Below are 15,303 nucleotides of genomic sequence, written 5' to 3'. Positions count from 1 at the left end.
CCCGATATTTCCGGAGCCCCTCCCATGGCCAAACTGATGACCGAGCAGCGCTTCGCCAGCCCGGACGACGTCTACCAGCTGCTGATCGACAGCCACCGCGATCTGACCCCCGAGCAGAGCACCCGCCTGAACGCCAAGCTGATCCTGCTGCTCGCCAACCACATCGGCGACGCGGAGGTTCTGGCCGAGGCGCTGCGCGCGGCGCGGCAGGGGATGGAGTAGAGGGAAAGGTCGGGGAGGGGGCAGTCGTCAGCCGCCCCTTCCCTTTCACCTCTCCGCTGACGCCAAGTCCAAGATGGCGTACAAAGGCGCAAGAGCCCTTCCCTTGCGGAGACTGCGCCAGCCCATGATTCCCGCCATGATCCTGCGGCGCCTGTTCGCCCCGCTCTTCCTGCTGCTGTGCTGCGGCTCCGCCCTGGCCGAAGGTCTGACGCAGACGGCGCTGCCGATCCCGGCGCGCTTCCCCGACGGCACATCCGCCACGCTGGAGGCGATGCTGCTGCGGCCGGACGGGCCTGGCCCCTACCCCATCGCCATCCTCAGCCACGGCACGCCGCGCGACGCGGCGGAGCGGGCGCAGATGACGCCCTTGCGCTACCTGCCGGAAGCACGCGAGTTCGCGCGGCGCGGCTGGGCCGTGGTGGCGGTGATGCGGCGCGGCTATGGCGGGTCGGACGGTCCCTACAGCGAAACGACCGGCCCCTGCAACAACCCGGACTATCTGCGCTCCGCCCGCCAGAGCGCCGAGGATCTGCGGCAGGCCATCCGTTACGTGGCGGCGCAACCCTTCGCCGACGCCAGCCGCATCCTGGCGGTGGGCGTGTCGGCCGGCGGGCTCGCCAGCATCGCGCTCAGCGCCGATCCGCCGCCGGGACTGAAGGCGGTCATCAGCTTCGCCGGCGGCCGCGGCTCCATCGCCGACAATCAGGTCTGCCAGGAGGACCGGTTGATCGGCGCCTTCGGCGCGATGGGCCGCACGTCGCGCGTTCCCACCCTGTGGATCTATGCCGAGAACGACCTGTTCTTCGGCCCCGACCTCGCCCGGCGCCTGTGGGAGGCCTTCACCCAGGCGGGCGGGCGGGCGGAATTCGTCGCCGCACCGCCGAATGGCAAGGACGGGCATTTCTTCTTCAGCGCCGCCATCCCGCAATGGACGCCGATGGTCGACGGCTTCCTGACGAAGACCGGGCTGGCTCCGCGCGGCACGCCGATCATGGTCTCGCTGCCAGCCCTCCCGCCGCCGCCGGAACTGTCGGCCGCCAACCGGGCCAAGTTCCCCGCCTATGTCGAAGCCGGCGGCAACAAGGCCTTCGCCGTCTCGCCCGACGGCGCCTTCGGCTGGAAGTCCGGCCTGCGCAGCCTGGACGAGGCGCAGAAGGGTGCCCTGGAAAACTGCATGTCGCACACCCAGAAGGGCTGCCGCGTCGCCTATCTCAACGACCGTCCGGCCGGCGGTGCCGCCGACATGGCGGCTGCCGCTCCAATGGCCGCCCCGATGGCCGTCGCGCCGGATGGGCCGCGCGGCACGCGCGTCAGGCTGGAGCCGCCGCCGGAACTGTCCGCCGCCGGACGCGAGAAGTTCGATGCCTATGTCTCGGCGGCCGGACGCAAGGCCTTCGCCGTGTCGCAGGACGGCGCCTTCGGCTGGAAGGCCGGCATGCCGAGCGAGGACGCCGCCCGCCGCGCCGCACTCGACAACTGCGCCAAATTCACCCGCCACACCTGCTATGTCGTGATTGTCGACGACCGGCCGCTGCGCTGAGGCGCCAGCCTCGTCACCGCAAATGAAAAGGCCCGTCCGGCATCCCGGACGGGCCTTTTTCACAACGTCACCACGGGTCAGCGCGGTGCCAGCACCATAACCATCTGACGGCCTTCGAGCTTCGGCATCTGCTCGACCTTCGCCAGCGCCTCCAACTCGTCGCGGACGCGGACCAGCACATTCATACCCAGATCCTGGTGCGCCATTTCACGGCCGCGGAAACGCAGGGTCACCTTGACCTTGTCGCCTTCCTGAAGGAAACGGCGCGCCGAGCGCATCTTCACGTCATAGTCGTTGTCATCGATGTTCGGCCGGAGCTTGATCTCCTTGATCTCGATGATCTTCTGCTTCTTGCGGGCCTCGTTCGCCTTCTTCTGCGCCTCGTACCTGAACCTGCCATAGTCGAGGATTTTGCAGACCGGCGGTTCCGCCTGGGGAGCGATCTCGACCAGATCGAGACCGGCGTCCTCGGCAGCCAGCAAAGCATCGCGCAACGACACCACCCCGATCATCTCGCCATCTGCACCGACGAGACGGACGGAACGAGCCGAGATCTCCCGGTTAACCCGCGGGCCATCGCGGGTCGGGGCGGCTTCGGACGTGATCCTGGCTATGGACGCTTCTCCATGGTCTGAGACCACGTGGAAGCCGGCCGTCCAGAGAAGCGGCCGGCGGCGTCACGCGGTCCGTTAGAATGGCGAATCGGTCACGACATCGCCGGCGGGCGATTTCGCATCCTCAAGCAGTTTAGCAACCGCCGCGTCGAGGGCAAGAATTTCCTGATCCTTGCCGCCCAGCACGCGGAGCGCGACCGTCCGCTCTTCCGCCTCACGCTTTCCGACAATCAGCATCAGCGGCACCTTCTGCAGGCTGTGCTCGCGGACCTTGAGGTTGATCTTCTCGTTGCGGGTGTCGAGTTCGACGCGCAGGCCCTTGCGCTTCAACAGCTTGGCCACTTCCTCGGCATAGCCGTCGGCCTCGCTGGTGATGGTGGCGACGGTCACCTGGACCGGCGACAGCCACAGCGGGAACTTGCCGGCGTAATGCTCGATCAGCATGCCGATGAAGCGCTCCATCGACCCCAGGATCGCGCGGTGCAGCATGATCGGACGATGGCGGGCGCCATCTTCGCCGATGTAGCTGGCATCGAGCCGTTCCGGCAGGTTCGGATCGTACTGCAAGGTGCCGCACTGCCAGGTCCGGCCGATGGCGTCGGTCAGGTGGAACTCCACCTTCGGGCCGTAGAAGGCACCCTCGCCGGGCAGTTCCTCATACTCCAGCCCGGCGTCGCGCAGCGCCTGGGCCAGCGCGCCTTCGGCACGGTCCCACAGCTCGTCGGCGCCGGTGCGGACATCCGGGCGCAGCGCCAGCTTCACCGAGATCTTGTCGAAGCCCAGGTCCTTGTAGACGCCGAGCTGCAGCTTGAAATACTCGGCCGCCTCGCTCTGCACCTGATCTTCGGTGCAGAAGATGTGGGCGTCGTCCTGGGTGAAGGCGCGCACGCGCATGATGCCGTGCAGCGCGCCCGACGGCTCGTTGCGATGGCAGGCGCCGAACTCCGCCATGCGGATCGGCAGGTCGCGGTAGGAGCGCAGGCCGTGGCGGAAGATCTGGACATGGCCCGGGCAGTTCATCGGCTTGATGCCCAGCAGCTTCTCGCCGCCGTCGGCTTCCACCTTGAACATGTTGTCGCCATACATGTCCCAGTGGCCCGACGCCTTGAACAGCGAGCTGTCGATCAGCTGCGGCGTCTTCACCTCGACATAGCCGGCGCCCTTCAGCTTGGTGCGGATGTAGTTTTCCAGCGTCTGGTAGAGCGTCCAGCCCTTCGGATGCCAGAAGACCGAGCCGACCGCCTCTTCCTGGACATGGAACAGGTCGAGTTCCTTGCCCAGCTTGCGGTGGTCGCGCTTCTCCGCCTCCTCGATCTGGTGCAGGTAGGCCTTCAGTTCCTTCTCGTCGCGCCAGGCGGTGCCGTAGATGCGCTGGAGCATCGGGTTGCGGCTGTCGCCGCGCCAGTAGGCGCCGGCCACCTTCATCAGCTTGAAGCCCTGACCGACCTTGCCGGTCGTCATGGCGTGGGGGCCGCGGCACAGATCCAGCCAGTCGCCCTGGCGGTAGATCGACACCGGCTCGCCCTGCGGGATCGCCTCGATCAGCTCGGCCTTGTAATGCTCGCCAAGCTTCTTGAAGTAGGCGACCGCCTCGTCGCGGTCCCAGACCTCGCGGACAATGGGGATGTCGGCCCCGACGATCTCGCGCATCTTCGCCTCGATCTTCTCCAGATCCTCGGGCGTGAACGGCTCGTCGCGCGCGAAGTCATAGTAGAAGCCGGTGGCGATCGACGGGCCGATGGTGACCTGCGTGCCGGGATAGAGCTTCTGCACCGCGTCGGCCAGCACATGGGCGGCGTCGTGGCGGATGACCTCGAGAGCGTCGCCGTGGTTGCGCGTGACGATCTCGATCTTGGCGTTGGTGGTGACGGTGGTGGTGAGGTCCTTCACCGTGCCGTCGATCTTGACGGCAAGCGCATCTTTGGCCAGGCGCGAACCGATGGACTGGGCAATCTCGAGCCCCGTCACCGGCCGGTCGAACTCCCGCACGCTGCCGTCGGGCAGCGTGATGGCGATGTTGGACGTCACCGAAGTCACCATTTACTAGTGTTGGTCTCACCCGCATCGGGTGCCCGGACTTGGCCGGGAACGCGAAATTTCCATCGCCGCGTGGGGGAATGTCAAGCGCGGCTGCGGAAATCAAGGCTGTCGGGCAACTCATGGCTTTATTTTTGCCACGCCCGCCGTATATCCTGTGGATATCCAGAAACCGATCATCGCAGCGGCAGGGAGGCCACGCGCATGCAGGTCCAGCTCGCAAGATGGGGCAACAGCCTGGGCATCCGCATCCCTAAGGACATCGCCAGTCAGGTGGGGTTGCGCGACGGCGCAAGGGTGGACATCAAGGCGGAGGGCGACCGGATCGTCATCACTGCGGATCGCCCCCGCTACAGCCTCGACGAACTCATGAAGGGCGTCACGCCGGAGGCGATGCGGGAAGCGTTCGACTGGGGGCCGGATGTCGGTCGTGAGGTCGTTGAGGAATGACCGAAGGGGATTGGGAACCGGAAGCCGGCAACCTCGTCTGGACTGACTTCGATCCACGGACGGGACGTGAGCAGGGCGGCCGCAGACCGGCGCTGATCGTATCGCCGCATGCATTCTGGCAAGCGACCCGTTTTGCAATCGTGTGCCCGATCACCACACGTGTCCGCCCATTCCCCAGCAGTGCCGTACTGCCGCCGGGCCCGCCGATCTCCGGCGAAATCCTGACCAGCCATTTTCGCAGCATCGACACCATGGCCCGGCCGCTGCTGTTCTCCGGCGCACGCGCGCCATCGGCGATCCTGGCCGAAGTCCGTGGAAAGCTCGCTGCGCTGATCGGCCTCTAGAAACCCCGATCACTCAGGCTTCCGGCTCAACCGCGGTTCGCCGAACAGATAGCCCTGGCCGAAATCGAAGCCGGTGTCGAGCACATCGACCAGCTGGTTCTCCGTCTCGATCTTCTCGACGATCAGGTCGATCCCTTCGGCGGCGCAGCGGTGGCGCAGCTCGCGGATGCGCCCGGCGTTGGCGGGATCCAGCACCAGCGCACGGTCCAGCTTGATGCAGCGGAACTCGTGGCGCAGCAGCCGGTCCAGGTCGATGGCGAGGTCGGTCACCTGATCCATCGAGAAGCGGAAGCCCAGCCGCGCCAGTTGCGACAGGATGCCCATCGTCACCGCTCCGCCCGCGCTCACGGCGTGCTGGCTCAGCTCGAACACCAGCTTGGGCACCAGGGCGTGGTTCTGCGCCATCATGTTCAGGAACTGGCGCATGAACTCCGCATCGGCCAGCGTCGCGGCGGAGATGTTGGCGAAGAAGCCGATGGCGTGCTGGCGCCGTTCCGTCTCGCGGATCAGCTGGACGCAACGCACCAGCTGCAAATTGTCGATGGTGGCGATCAGCCCTTCGCGCTCGGCGATGTCGAGATAACGGTCGGGCATGATCTGCTGCCCGTCGGCGGCGCGCACGCGCGAGAACACCTCATAGAAGCGATGCTTGCGCTGGGGCAGGCTGACGATGGGCTGGAGATAGACGTCGATGCGGTCGGCCTTCAGCGCGTCGCGCACCGCCTCCAGCACCGCCGCGTCGTCCATCGGGGGCGCGGCGGGAACGGCGGCGGCAGAGGGCGATGCGGAGGGGGTGGCGGAAGGCGCTGCGGACGGCGCGGGACGGCGCTCCCCACTGACGGACGGCGGACGGGGCGCGCGCCGCTCGGTCAGGCGGGCGACCAGTGACTGCAGAAGCTTCACCTCCTGCATCACCGCGTCGTACCGCACCCCACCGTCGGGCTGGGCGCCGGAATCGGCCGCAAGCCGCCGCTCCAGCAGCAGGGCCAGTTCCTCCACCCGGTCGTTCAGGCGGGCGATGCGGCGGGCAGCCTTGCGCTCGCGCTCCAACCGCGTCACCGCCTCATGGACCAGCGCGCCGGCCAGCACCACCAGCGCCCCCGCCAGCCACGCCACTAGCGGATCGGCCTCCGGACGCAGCGCCCACAGCGCCGCACCGGCCGAACCGCCGGCGATCAGATAGGCCAGCGCATAGACGAGGTGCGTCAGCAGGGTCATGGCGGGAACCAGGGTGGTGGGCGCCGCCGTGGTCGGGACGGCGGTGCCGGGGCGGAAATCGGCGGTCAGGGCCTTCACGGGTTCGCAGCCTCCGGCAGGAGCATGATGCGGACCTTGCGGGCGTTCCAACCGTGGGACCCACTGTCGGGACGCCCGCTTGACGATCCGTTAATGCTACGCCGCCGCCGGCTCCACCCTGCGCGCGATCAGCGGTGATCGGCCCCCACCGCCTCGGCCACCGACTGGAAGCCGTCGCGGCGCAGCAGCTCCGCCAGTTCGCGGCGGATGCGGTGGACCACCGCCGGCCCGGCATAGACCATCGCCGAATAGAGCTGCACCAGCGAGGCGCCGGCGCGGATCTTGGCATAGGCATCCTCGCCGGTCGCGACACCGCCGACGCCGACGATTGGCAGCTTGCCGCCGGTCAGCGCATAGATCTCGCGCAGGACGGAGGTGGAGGCCTCGAACAGCGGACGGCCGGACAAGCCGCCGGCCTCGCTGCGCATCGCCGCCGGGATGCTGTCGGGCCGGGCGATGGTGGTGTTGGAGACGATCAGCCCGTCGATGCCGGACTCCAGCGCCACCGCGGCGATGTCGCTCTTGTCCTCCACCGTCAGGTCGGGGGCGATCTTCAGCAGCAGCGGCGGATTGCGGGTCAGGCCGCAGGACGCCCGCGCCTCCAGAACCCGCTCCAGCAGGGCGCGCAGCGGGTCACGGCCCTGAAGCGCGCGCAGGCCCGGCGTGTTGGGGGAGGAGACGTTGACGACCAGATAGTCGGCCAGCGGCGCCAGCCGGCGCACGCCGATCACATAGTCGTCGGCGGCATCCACCGTGTCCTTGTTCTTGCCCAGGTTGGCGCCGACGATGCCGGACGCCCGCTTGGCCGAGTCACGGCGGCGTTCCAGCCGCTGGGCGAAGGCCTCCAGCCCCTCGTTGTTGAAGCCCATGCGGTTGATCACCGCGCGCTGCTCCACCAGCCGGAACAGGCGGGGGCGCGGATTGCCGGGCTGGGGCCGCGGGGTGACGCTGCCGGGCTCGACGAAGCCGAAGCCCAGGTTCAGCATGGCGTCGACCACTTCGGCATTCTTGTCGAAGCCGGCGGCCAGCCCGACCGGGTTGGCGAAGTCCAGCCCCCAGACGCGGGTGTGCAGCGCCGGCTCGTCCCTGCCGCGGGCCGGCGGGACCAGTCCGGACTTCAGCGCCTTGATGGTCAGGCCATGCGCGGTCTCAGGGTCGAAGCGGAACAGCAGCGGCCCGGCAAGCGGATAGAGGTCGATCACGGAACGAGGTCCTGAAGGGTGAAGGGAAAGCCGGCCGGGAAGACATGGCGCCCGTCCGGTCCCAGCGGCAGCGGATCGACCCGCAGCGCGGCGTCCAACGGCAGCGGCCCGTAGAGGTGCGGGAACAGCTGGCCGCCGCGCGACGGTTCCCAGCGCAGGGCATCGCCCAGCCGGTCGGCGTCCACCGTCAGCAGCAGCAGGCCGTCCTGGCCGGCGCGGTGCTTGGCCGCACTCTCCACCACCTGTGCGGCGGTCGAGAAATGGATGAAGCCGTCCTGGACGTCCTGGGACGAGCCAGGATAGCGGCCGGCCGGGCGGGCGGCGTCCCACTCGTCCGCGCGGCACATGTGGTGAATGATTCGGTCGGTCATGACGGTCGGACACTAACGCAATGCATGCCCAGCGGCCAGAGACCTCGAAGCCGCAGCCTGGCCGTAACGGGTCGCAGCCCGCGGATTGCGACTGGCGGCACAACGCAAGATCGACTCCCCGATTGCAATTCCGCACGCTTCGCGCGTTGCATTTTGCAAAGCACACTCGAAACTATTCGGCATTTTGCGGGTATTTTTGAAATTCGGCGGCGGCATTCGTCCCCGGATCATGGTCATTGCCCGCTCACCCCCTCGTAAATCCCCCGGAATTCCTGGATTTGGCCCAGCTCCGGCGACTGGCACCGCTTTTGCTGTGACAGAACCAAGTCAACGGAGGACCCGCCATGAACGCCATCTCCATGAGCCTGCTGAAGAAGACCTCGTCCTGCGAAACGGATCTGGGCGCGTCGGTCACCGCCATGGGCGCGCTGTGCGAGCCGGGTCAGACCGCGGTCCCGCTGAAGCCGAGCGCCACCATGCTGGCGGCGGGCGCGCGGGCCGGCGGCGTGTCGGTCGAAATCGCCTGGAAGATCTACCAGGCGATGATCCACCACGCCGACTGACCCGGCTTTTCCAGTCAGCGCCGCCCGCCTTCGAACGGCATGAAGCCCGAATCGAGCTTGGTCTCTATCCGCAGCAGATGGTCGGTCAGACGCTGCTCGACGTCCTTGAGAGTCGCGAAGGAGACATAGGTCTTCGCGACCTCCAGCTTGTATGCGGCAAGGCTCTCGCGCACCTGCGCCTGGGCCTCCTCCGCCCGGTTGCGCAGATCGTCCAGCGCGCTGTCCGCATCCTTGCGCACCCGCGCGATCAGCCAGAACAGCCCGCCCATCGCCGGCAACTCGACGGCGGTGATCCACCAGGCGAGATCCAGGCCCGCGGTCAGGGACTCATGCATCGGGGTCTCCCGTTCGTGTTGATGTGGAAACGACTCAAAGCTCCCAGTCCGCAGGGGCCACCACGGCGCCCGCACCGCGCCAGTCGGCGCGGCGCTCGGGCGGGGTGGTGCTGCGGTCGAAGCGGCAAGGTTCGGCGCCCAGGCAGCCGGCAACCGCGTCCAGCCCGTCGTCGGGCCCGCGATAGCGGCCATCCGGGCGCCAGTCGCGCATCTCGCGGATCAGCGGCGTTTGCCAGACCTGCCGGTGGGCCAACAGGCGACGGTCGGCCAGCAGGGCGTCGAAGGCCTTGATGATGCGCTGCGCCTTGGGCGTGCGGCTGTTCTTCTCGACCACGCCTGCGGCCAGCCGGTCGTCGCGCAGCCGCTTGCGCAGCAGTCCGGGCAGGAAACGGCCGAGACCGTTGATCTCGATGTGGACCGCCGGCAGATGGTTGTCGGCCAGGAAGCGGGAGACCTGCATGCATTGCTGGTCGGCCTCCGTCTCCTCCGCCCTGGGATCGACGGACAGATACAGCACCCGGTGCAGGTAGAAGCGCTCGTTCTCCCCGGCGAAGACGGCGGCGACCACGCTGCCGTCGCCGCCTTTGGACCTGCCGTCCCCCTCCCCCGCCGGCCGGGCGAAGGCCGGATCCCACCAGCAGGTGGCGGAGACCATCTTCACCCCGTCCAGCGTCAGCACCGCGCGCCCCAGCGCCTCGCGATACTCCAGCTCCGCGTCGTAGCGGCCGAGCTTTTCGACATTCAGTATCCCATCGGTGACGCTGACCGGACGCAGCAGCATCTGGCTGGTGAACTTGTTGGGACCGGTCGATTTGCGTATGCGGGCGACATGCGCCTCGCCGAAGCGCTCCTTCCAAGCGTAGCTGCGGTTGCCCTCGACATCCTCGGTGTAGACCGGCAGGACCAGCCGCTCGAACCCGTCGAGGAAGGGTGGGCTGCCGTCGTCGCTCTCCCCGGCATAGAGGCTGTCCTGCGCATGCGGCGTGCCGACATAGAGCTGAGCCCCGCCCGGCACCAGCACATACTCCAGCTCCGACAGCCGTTCGCGCAGGGCCGCGCGCTTCACCGCGGTGTCGGCGTTGCGCGGCACCTCCACGTCGTCGCAGATCACGACGTCGGCACGGCTGCCGGTGATGTTGCCGCCGATGCCGGCCGCCGCCATCGACGGGTCGCGCAGTTCCATCGGCCGCACCACGGTGAAGCGGTCGGCCGCCCACTGGTCCCGCACCGATGAGGGCGGCTTCAGGTGGCTGCAATCGGGATGGCGCTCCAGGATGCGCTTGACGTTGCGCACCATCTTCATCGCCAGCTTCAGGTCGGCGGCCAGCACCAGCAGCCGCCGGTTGGGATCGCGCAGCAGCAGCCAAGCCGCGAACAGCCCGACCAGCGTCGATTTGCCCGACCCGCGGAAGGCCATCAGCAGCATGCGCCGGCTCTGCCCGGCCATATGATCCTCCAACCAGCCAGCCATCCGCGCATGGTGGGCGGGGGTCTTCAGCTCCACCATGGCGTTCCAGCCCTGGACAAAGGCGCGGAAACCGTCATCGTCCTTTTCCTTCATGGATTCCGCCCCAGGATTTGCCAGCCGGCACCGTTCGACATTGCCGTCACCGCATGGCCCTGCGCGGTCAGCGCGATGGCCTCGCTGTCCGGCCCGCCGCCGCCGGCCTGGGTGACGGTGACGCGGTTGCCGCCAGTGTCGGACTTCTTGACGGTGACCGTGCGGCCGACCGCATGCGGGGCCGAGGGCGCCGGCAGCCGCACCTCCACCGCCCCGTTCCAGGCGCTGACCAGATAGAGCTGCTGGTTCAGGTCCGGCTCGAACAGGCCGGGAGCCTCGTGATAGCGGGCGTTGCCGGGCGGGTTGTTGCCGGCGACGATCCACCAGCCGGCACCGTTCGACACCAGCGTCACGAAGTCGTACCGGTTGCCCAGCGACAGCACCCGCCCGTCCGGGCCCGGCCCGCCGGTCTCGGTCACCGTCAGCGTGTTGGTCGACGCATCGGTGCGCTTGATCGTCACCGCATGGCCGTTGGCGTCCTCGGCCTTGGGGAGCCGCAACTCCACCGCCCCGGCATAGGCGCTGGCCAGATAGACCGAACTGCTCAGGTCCAGCGCCACCACGCCGCCGCCGGCCGGCTCGACATATTCGGTGTCGTAACGCAGCGCCTCCACCACCAGTTCGGTGATGCGGCTGCGCTGAAGCCGGTTCTTCTCCGGATAGCCGGCATTGACCGCCGTATAGCGCCCGCCGGAACGGTCGAGGATCGCCGGACCGGCGGCGGCGGAGAACAGGTTGACGACCGCCGTCTCCACCGATCCGGCATCCAGCTGCAGGTTCGGCAGGGCGCCCAGCGATTCGGCGTAGAAATTCACGATCAGCGTCTTGTCGGTGACGGCGCCGACACGGAAGCAGGCTTCCGCTTCGGGCCACAGGTTGGCCTCGCAGTCGAAGAAGGCGTTGTTGAAGCGACCCTGCTCAACGAAGAAGCCGCAGCCGCTCATCGGCGCCGACAGCGAATAGACCCGCACGGCCTGGAAGCGGTTGGCATTGGGCGTGTCGCCGGCTCCCGTCCGGGTCAGCCACACCCCATGGCGCGACGGCCGCGCCACCAGCACGCGGGCGATGTTGTTCCAGTAGCAGGGCAGGTTCGGATCGGTGTGGCCGTCGAAGACCAGCCCCACCTCCGGCTCCCACAGCGTCAGGTCGGTCAGGCTGTTCTGCACGCAAGCGCCGTCGCGTCCGAACAGCCGCACCCCGGCCTTGCCCTGCTCCAGCCGCAGACCGGACAGGGTGGCGTAGCCGTCCGGCAGATGGATCAGGTCGAAGCCGTTCGACGCCCCCCGGATCACCGACGCCTGCCCCGCCCCATACAGAGTCTGGCCATGGCCGAGCGTCAGCGTGTTGGCGATGCGGTAGCTGCCCGGCGGTACGAACACCGCACGGGCGGAGGTCAGCGCCGCCTGCAAAGGCAGCGTGTCGTCGACCAGCCCGTCGCCCACCGCGCCGAAATCCTTCACCGACACGAGATCGGCCAGCTTGTCGCGCACCGGCCGGGCGGTGGCGCCGGCACCCGGCGGCACATAGGTCGCCAGCGCCTCCTCGTCCACCGGCGGACGGATCGTGGGATTGCCGGCGCTGTCGAAGGCCAGCAGCTTGCCCCGGCGCAAGGCCCGCTCCGGCAGCAGGGGGGAGGCCGGCAGATCGCTGTCGCCATAGCGCAGCATCAGTTCCTGATCGCCCGCCACCTGCTGGAGCATGGCCGTCAGCCGGTCCAGCTCGCCGTTGAGGGCGGCAGCCGGCAGCGGCCCGCTCTCGCCGAAATCGCTGCGCCGTTCGATGGGCAGCCGCCGGCGCAGCAGCACGACGGTCCCCTCGGCCGGTGCGGCGGCGAAGGTCACCGCCCCGCCCGCAGTCGCACCGGCTCCGCTGACCGCATAGCCGGTGCTCTGGAGTGCCGCGCCCAGGAAGACCTGGAGATCCTCGGCGGCAAAGATCGGGAACGGGTAGGTAAAGACCCGCTGCATGCCGTCTGCGAGATACTGGACGCGCGGGGTTCCGCGCGGGATGAGAAGCGGCGTGGACATCGGGGGGTCTCCGGAGGATGGAGCCGTTCCTCAAAAGAACTTGCTCATGTATTCCAGTCGCTGACGGTCGGCGAGTTGCGACAACTCCAGCAGGTTGCGGCGCTTGGCATCGTCCAGCCCCTGCTGGATGGCGGCGCGCTTCAGCTGGTCGGTCGCCTGGGCGTCCTTGCGCTCGGTTTCGCTGGAGTTGGTCAGACCCAGCAGGATCGCCTCGCCCGACCCGTCCTGGGCGGTGACGCCACGCGCGCCCAACCCGGCGCGGGTCTTGCTGACCGCCTGACGCAGTGCCGCCAGCCGGCGCTGCTCGGCGGCATCCGCCGCGGCGGTCAGCTGGGCGAGCTGGGTCTGCGCATCGGTCTCCCTGGCGCGGACGGTCTCCTCCTGGCCGGCGCGCAGCTGGGCCAGCGTCTGCTCCTGTGCTCCGCGGAAATCGTCCATCTCCTTGGCCCGCGCCGCCGCCGCCGCGGCCGCCGCAGTTTCGTCCTTCTGGCGCTGAAGCTCCTGCTCCTGTTGACGCAACTCGGCGTCATGCGCCCACTGGCGGGCCTGCGCCTCGGCCTCCAGCTGGGCCTGCTGCTGGCGGGCCGTCGCCGCGGCCTGGGCGTTGCGCTCGGCCGCCGTCGCTTCCTCGCGGTACTTTTGTTCCAGCGCCGCCTGCGCGGCTGCGGCCTGCGCCGCATCCTGCTGGCGCTTGTATTCCAGTTCAGCCGCGGCCTGCTGTGCGGAAGCCTGCTGGGCTGCGGCACTGGACGATGCGGAGCCGGCATTGCGCACGGTGCCGATGACGGAGTTCGCCAGCGGCAGCGCCGTGGTCACGAGGGGAGTGATTCCACCCATCAGTCATTCACCTTCAGTTCCATGGTCACGGAAAGCAGCGTGAAAGGCAGCGGCGCATCCTGTTCGATGCGCCATAGCGGGACATCGGTGTCGTGGCGCCAGCCGAGCGCCCGTAACCGCCGGTCGCCCGACACCCGTGGCGGCACCCCGCCGGCCGGTTGCGGCCCCAGCCGGTGAAGCTGAAGTTCCTGCAACCCGCGCCCCAGATCGACGCGCAGTGCCGCTGTCTCCTCCAGCCGGAAGGTGACGGCGACCAGCCGGACGATGTCGGCCCCGGCCGCCTGCCCCAGCAGGTTGGGCGGCAACGGCTCGATCCGGTGGGTGTAGGGCAGTCCGATCTCGATTTTGCGCGCCGGCGGGTCGAGCGTGACGCTGCCGGCCTGGACGGTGGCGAGGTTGCGGATCACCCCGTCGGCGACGACGGCGACCGTCCGTCCCTCCAGATGCGCCAGCCCGCCCCAGACGGCGGTTGCCTCACCCCGCTCCGCCGTGACGGCGGTGTCGAGGTTCAGCCCGTCGTCGAACCGCTCGACGGTCCACACGCCCCGCCGCTCCACCAGCGTGTAGACCTCGTCCCCCACCGCAGCGACGGAGCGCACAGCCCCGTCGGTCTCCAGCAGGGTCCAGGCGGTGACATCCTCCGCCCGGTAGGCGGTCAGCGCCCCCAGCGTGCCGTCCTCCATCGCGACGAACAGCAGCCGGCGGTTCTGGTCGTAATCCTGGTCGCGCGGGCCGGCCATCAGATGCCGGGCCAGCAATGCCAGGTCGTTCGCCTGATAGGCGGCCTCGGTATCGGTGTAGAGGAACTCGCGGATTTCGCGCCGGTTGCGCGGCACGAACAGCGTCGCCCCCTCGACATCGCGCGGCGGGATGGCGCGGTCCATCGGCGAGCCGATGCGCGTCTGCCGGTTGACCTGCATGCTCTGCGGGGTCAGCGGGTCGCCGGTCACCATATACTCGGCGCCCGAGGTGAAGATCTGCAGATGCCGGCCGGAGAAGACGGCGCGCACCGCATTCACCTGATCGGACAGGATGCCGAACTCGATGGCCTGATCGTCCAGCCCCTCGCCCAGATCGAAATTCCAGATCTGGGCGGACCGCGACAGCCACAGCCGGTTGGGCAGGTCGCGCGACCCGCCGATCACCAGCCGGTCCTGATGGAAGGCCGCCGACACCGGCCAGCCGCGATGGGCCGAGAAGGCCTGCTCCTCCCAAGCCGTCGTCGGCTGGGTGTCGGCCAGTGCCTCCTTCACCGTGGCATTGACCTGGGTGGCCGACACCACGCCGGTCACCAGCAGCTGCCTGCCCTTGATGCGGATCCGGGTGCCGTCCTGGCGCGGATCGAAGACGGAAGCCGACGCGGTGACCGTGATCGCCCCGGTGGTGCCGGACGGCGTCAGCGTCACCGCCGGATCGCCGAAGCGGTGGAAGGGGATGCGCACCAGCTCGCCCTCGACCGCGAAGGCCCAGTCCGGCAGCGTCCAGCCGCCATCGTCGCCGCGCGTCAGCTTGCGCGGCGGCAAATCGGGATGGCAGACCAGCAGCGTGTCGGCGCTCTGCGTCCAGGTGATCTGCGCCAGTTGCGTCAACGTCCAGGGGGCGGCGACCGACGCCAGCCGGGTGCCGCCCTGGAACACGTCGATCCAGCGGTCGGTGAAGACCAGCAGATAGGTCTGCTCGGCATTGCGCTCGAACGCCACCAGCCGCCCGTCGCCACGCGCCAGCGCAGTGAAGGCGAGCCCCGACCGCCGCGTCACCCCGCCGGTCGGGTCGATGAACAGGTTGCGCAGAGCCAGCGCACCGTTGTCGTAGGCCTTGAGGTCACCGCGCCCCAGCAGGCGGCGCGACACCTCGCCGGCGGTGAAGTTAGTCTTGACCTGATGCAGCCGTCCCATCACGCCCTC

15 protein-coding genes are annotated in these 15,303 nt (G+C 68.7%); 5 read left to right on the top strand and 10 right to left on the bottom strand.

The annotated features are described in order from the left end of the window. Positions 1-24: 24 nt before the first annotated feature. On the top strand, positions 25-222 hold the full coding sequence (locus ABNQ38_RS25505; RefSeq protein WP_377808650.1) for a DUF2783 domain-containing protein: 198 nt from the start codon (positions 25-27) through the stop codon (positions 220-222). Positions 223-346: 124 nt separating this feature from the next. Continuing rightward, the gene (locus tag ABNQ38_RS25500; protein WP_377808649.1) at positions 347-1,762 is read left to right on the top strand and encodes a CocE/NonD family hydrolase; all 1,416 of its coding nucleotides are present in this window, start codon (positions 347-349) and stop codon (positions 1,760-1,762) included. 77 nt (positions 1,763-1,839) lie between these two features. Here the strand turns inward: ABNQ38_RS25500 and infC are convergent, their stop codons facing one another. Both infC and thrS read right to left on the bottom strand, forming a co-directional pair. Then, positions 1,840-2,403 (bottom strand): translation initiation factor IF-3, encoded by a 564-nt coding sequence (gene infC, locus ABNQ38_RS25495; protein WP_377808648.1) that lies wholly within the window; start codon positions 2,401-2,403, stop codon positions 1,840-1,842. Positions 2,404-2,451: 48 nt separating this feature from the next. Continuing rightward, a complete protein-coding gene (gene thrS / locus ABNQ38_RS25490) occupies positions 2,452-4,416 on the bottom strand; it encodes a threonine--tRNA ligase (protein ID WP_377808647.1) in 1,965 nt (654 codons plus the stop codon). Between the two features lie 201 nt (positions 4,417-4,617). On the opposite strand from thrS, the gene ABNQ38_RS25485 reads away from it, so the two are divergent. Together ABNQ38_RS25485 and ABNQ38_RS25480 are read left to right on the top strand one after the other, a co-directional pair. Continuing rightward, positions 4,618-4,863 (top strand): AbrB/MazE/SpoVT family DNA-binding domain-containing protein, encoded by a 246-nt coding sequence (locus ABNQ38_RS25485; RefSeq protein WP_377808646.1) that lies wholly within the window; start codon positions 4,618-4,620, stop codon positions 4,861-4,863. Then, on the top strand, positions 4,860-5,207 hold the full coding sequence (locus ABNQ38_RS25480) for a type II toxin-antitoxin system PemK/MazF family toxin (RefSeq protein WP_377808645.1): 348 nt from the start codon (positions 4,860-4,862) through the stop codon (positions 5,205-5,207). Before ABNQ38_RS25485 ends, ABNQ38_RS25480 begins: the two co-directional genes overlap by 4 nt. 9 nt (positions 5,208-5,216) lie before the next feature. On the opposite strand, the gene ABNQ38_RS25475 is transcribed toward ABNQ38_RS25480, so the two are convergent. From ABNQ38_RS25475 to ABNQ38_RS25465, 3 genes are all read right to left on the bottom strand, one after another. Next, on the bottom strand, positions 5,217-6,503 hold the full coding sequence (locus tag ABNQ38_RS25475) for an EAL domain-containing protein (RefSeq protein ID WP_377808644.1): 1,287 nt from the start codon (positions 6,501-6,503) through the stop codon (positions 5,217-5,219). A gap of 128 nt (positions 6,504-6,631) precedes the next feature. After that, complete coding sequence (locus ABNQ38_RS25470) at positions 6,632-7,705, bottom strand: quinone-dependent dihydroorotate dehydrogenase (RefSeq protein ID WP_109048019.1); 1,074 nt, start codon at positions 7,703-7,705, stop codon at positions 6,632-6,634. Continuing rightward, entirely contained in the window at positions 7,702-8,076 is a 375-nt protein-coding gene (locus ABNQ38_RS25465; RefSeq protein ID WP_377808643.1) for a DUF952 domain-containing protein, read from the bottom strand. Before ABNQ38_RS25465 ends, ABNQ38_RS25470 begins: the two co-directional genes overlap by 4 nt. A 344-nt stretch (positions 8,077-8,420) precedes the next feature. Between ABNQ38_RS25465 and ABNQ38_RS25460 the strand changes: the two genes are divergently transcribed. Next, positions 8,421-8,639, top strand: coding sequence for a hypothetical protein (locus tag ABNQ38_RS25460; RefSeq protein ID WP_109048021.1), 219 nt, complete (start codon positions 8,421-8,423; stop codon positions 8,637-8,639). A 14-nt stretch (positions 8,640-8,653) separates the two neighbouring features. Here the strand turns inward: ABNQ38_RS25460 and ABNQ38_RS25455 are convergent, their stop codons facing one another. The 5 genes from ABNQ38_RS25455 to ABNQ38_RS25435 are packed head-to-tail and all read right to left on the bottom strand — an operon-like array spanning position 8,654 to position 15,294. Then, positions 8,654-8,974, bottom strand: coding sequence for a hypothetical protein (locus tag ABNQ38_RS25455; RefSeq protein WP_377808642.1), 321 nt, complete (start codon positions 8,972-8,974; stop codon positions 8,654-8,656). A gap of 34 nt (positions 8,975-9,008) precedes the next feature. Further along, the gene (terL, locus tag ABNQ38_RS25450) at positions 9,009-10,535 is read right to left on the bottom strand and encodes a phage terminase large subunit (RefSeq protein WP_377808641.1); all 1,527 of its coding nucleotides are present in this window, start codon (positions 10,533-10,535) and stop codon (positions 9,009-9,011) included. Beyond that, positions 10,532-12,562 (bottom strand): glycosyl hydrolase family 28-related protein, encoded by a 2,031-nt coding sequence (locus ABNQ38_RS25445; protein WP_377808640.1) that lies wholly within the window; start codon positions 12,560-12,562, stop codon positions 10,532-10,534. Before ABNQ38_RS25445 ends, terL begins: the two co-directional genes overlap by 4 nt. A gap of 30 nt (positions 12,563-12,592) precedes the next feature. Next, entirely contained in the window at positions 12,593-13,399 is an 807-nt protein-coding gene (locus ABNQ38_RS25440; protein ID WP_377808639.1) for a hypothetical protein, read from the bottom strand. Further along, entirely contained in the window at positions 13,399-15,294 is a 1,896-nt protein-coding gene (locus ABNQ38_RS25435; protein WP_377808638.1) for a hypothetical protein, read from the bottom strand. Before ABNQ38_RS25435 ends, ABNQ38_RS25440 begins: the two co-directional genes overlap by 1 nt. Positions 15,295-15,303 lie beyond the last annotated feature (9 nt).

The organism is Azospirillum sp. A29 (genome assembly GCF_042604625.1).
Classification (GTDB): Bacteria; Pseudomonadota; Alphaproteobacteria; order Azospirillales; family Azospirillaceae; genus Azospirillum; species Azospirillum palustre.
Note: the sequence above shows the minus strand (reverse complement) of the source record. Positions and strands in the feature narration are given on the sequence as shown.

Coding starts and splice junctions, on each gene's coding strand:
- ABNQ38_RS25505 (WP_377808650.1), top strand. CDS start 25: ATGGCCAAACTGATGACCGAGCAGCGCTTCGCCAGCCCGGACGACGTC.
- ABNQ38_RS25500 (WP_377808649.1), top strand. CDS start 347: ATGATTCCCGCCATGATCCTGCGGCGCCTGTTCGCCCCGCTCTTCCTG.
- thrS (WP_377808647.1), bottom strand. CDS start 4,416: ATGGTGACTTCGGTGACGTCCAACATCGCCATCACGCTGCCCGACGGC.
- ABNQ38_RS25485 (WP_377808646.1), top strand. CDS start 4,618: ATGCAGGTCCAGCTCGCAAGATGGGGCAACAGCCTGGGCATCCGCATC.
- ABNQ38_RS25480 (WP_377808645.1), top strand. CDS start 4,860: ATGACCGAAGGGGATTGGGAACCGGAAGCCGGCAACCTCGTCTGGACT.
- ABNQ38_RS25465 (WP_377808643.1), bottom strand. CDS start 8,076: ATGACCGACCGAATCATTCACCACATGTGCCGCGCGGACGAGTGGGAC.
- ABNQ38_RS25460 (WP_109048021.1), top strand. CDS start 8,421: ATGAACGCCATCTCCATGAGCCTGCTGAAGAAGACCTCGTCCTGCGAA.
- ABNQ38_RS25455 (WP_377808642.1), bottom strand. CDS start 8,974: ATGCATGAGTCCCTGACCGCGGGCCTGGATCTCGCCTGGTGGATCACC.
- terL (WP_377808641.1), bottom strand. CDS start 10,535: ATGAAGGAAAAGGACGATGACGGTTTCCGCGCCTTTGTCCAGGGCTGG.
- ABNQ38_RS25445 (WP_377808640.1), bottom strand. CDS start 12,562: ATGTCCACGCCGCTTCTCATCCCGCGCGGAACCCCGCGCGTCCAGTAT.
- ABNQ38_RS25440 (WP_377808639.1), bottom strand. CDS start 13,399: ATGGGTGGAATCACTCCCCTCGTGACCACGGCGCTGCCGCTGGCGAAC.
- ABNQ38_RS25435 (WP_377808638.1), bottom strand. CDS start 15,294: ATGGGACGGCTGCATCAGGTCAAGACTAACTTCACCGCCGGCGAGGTG.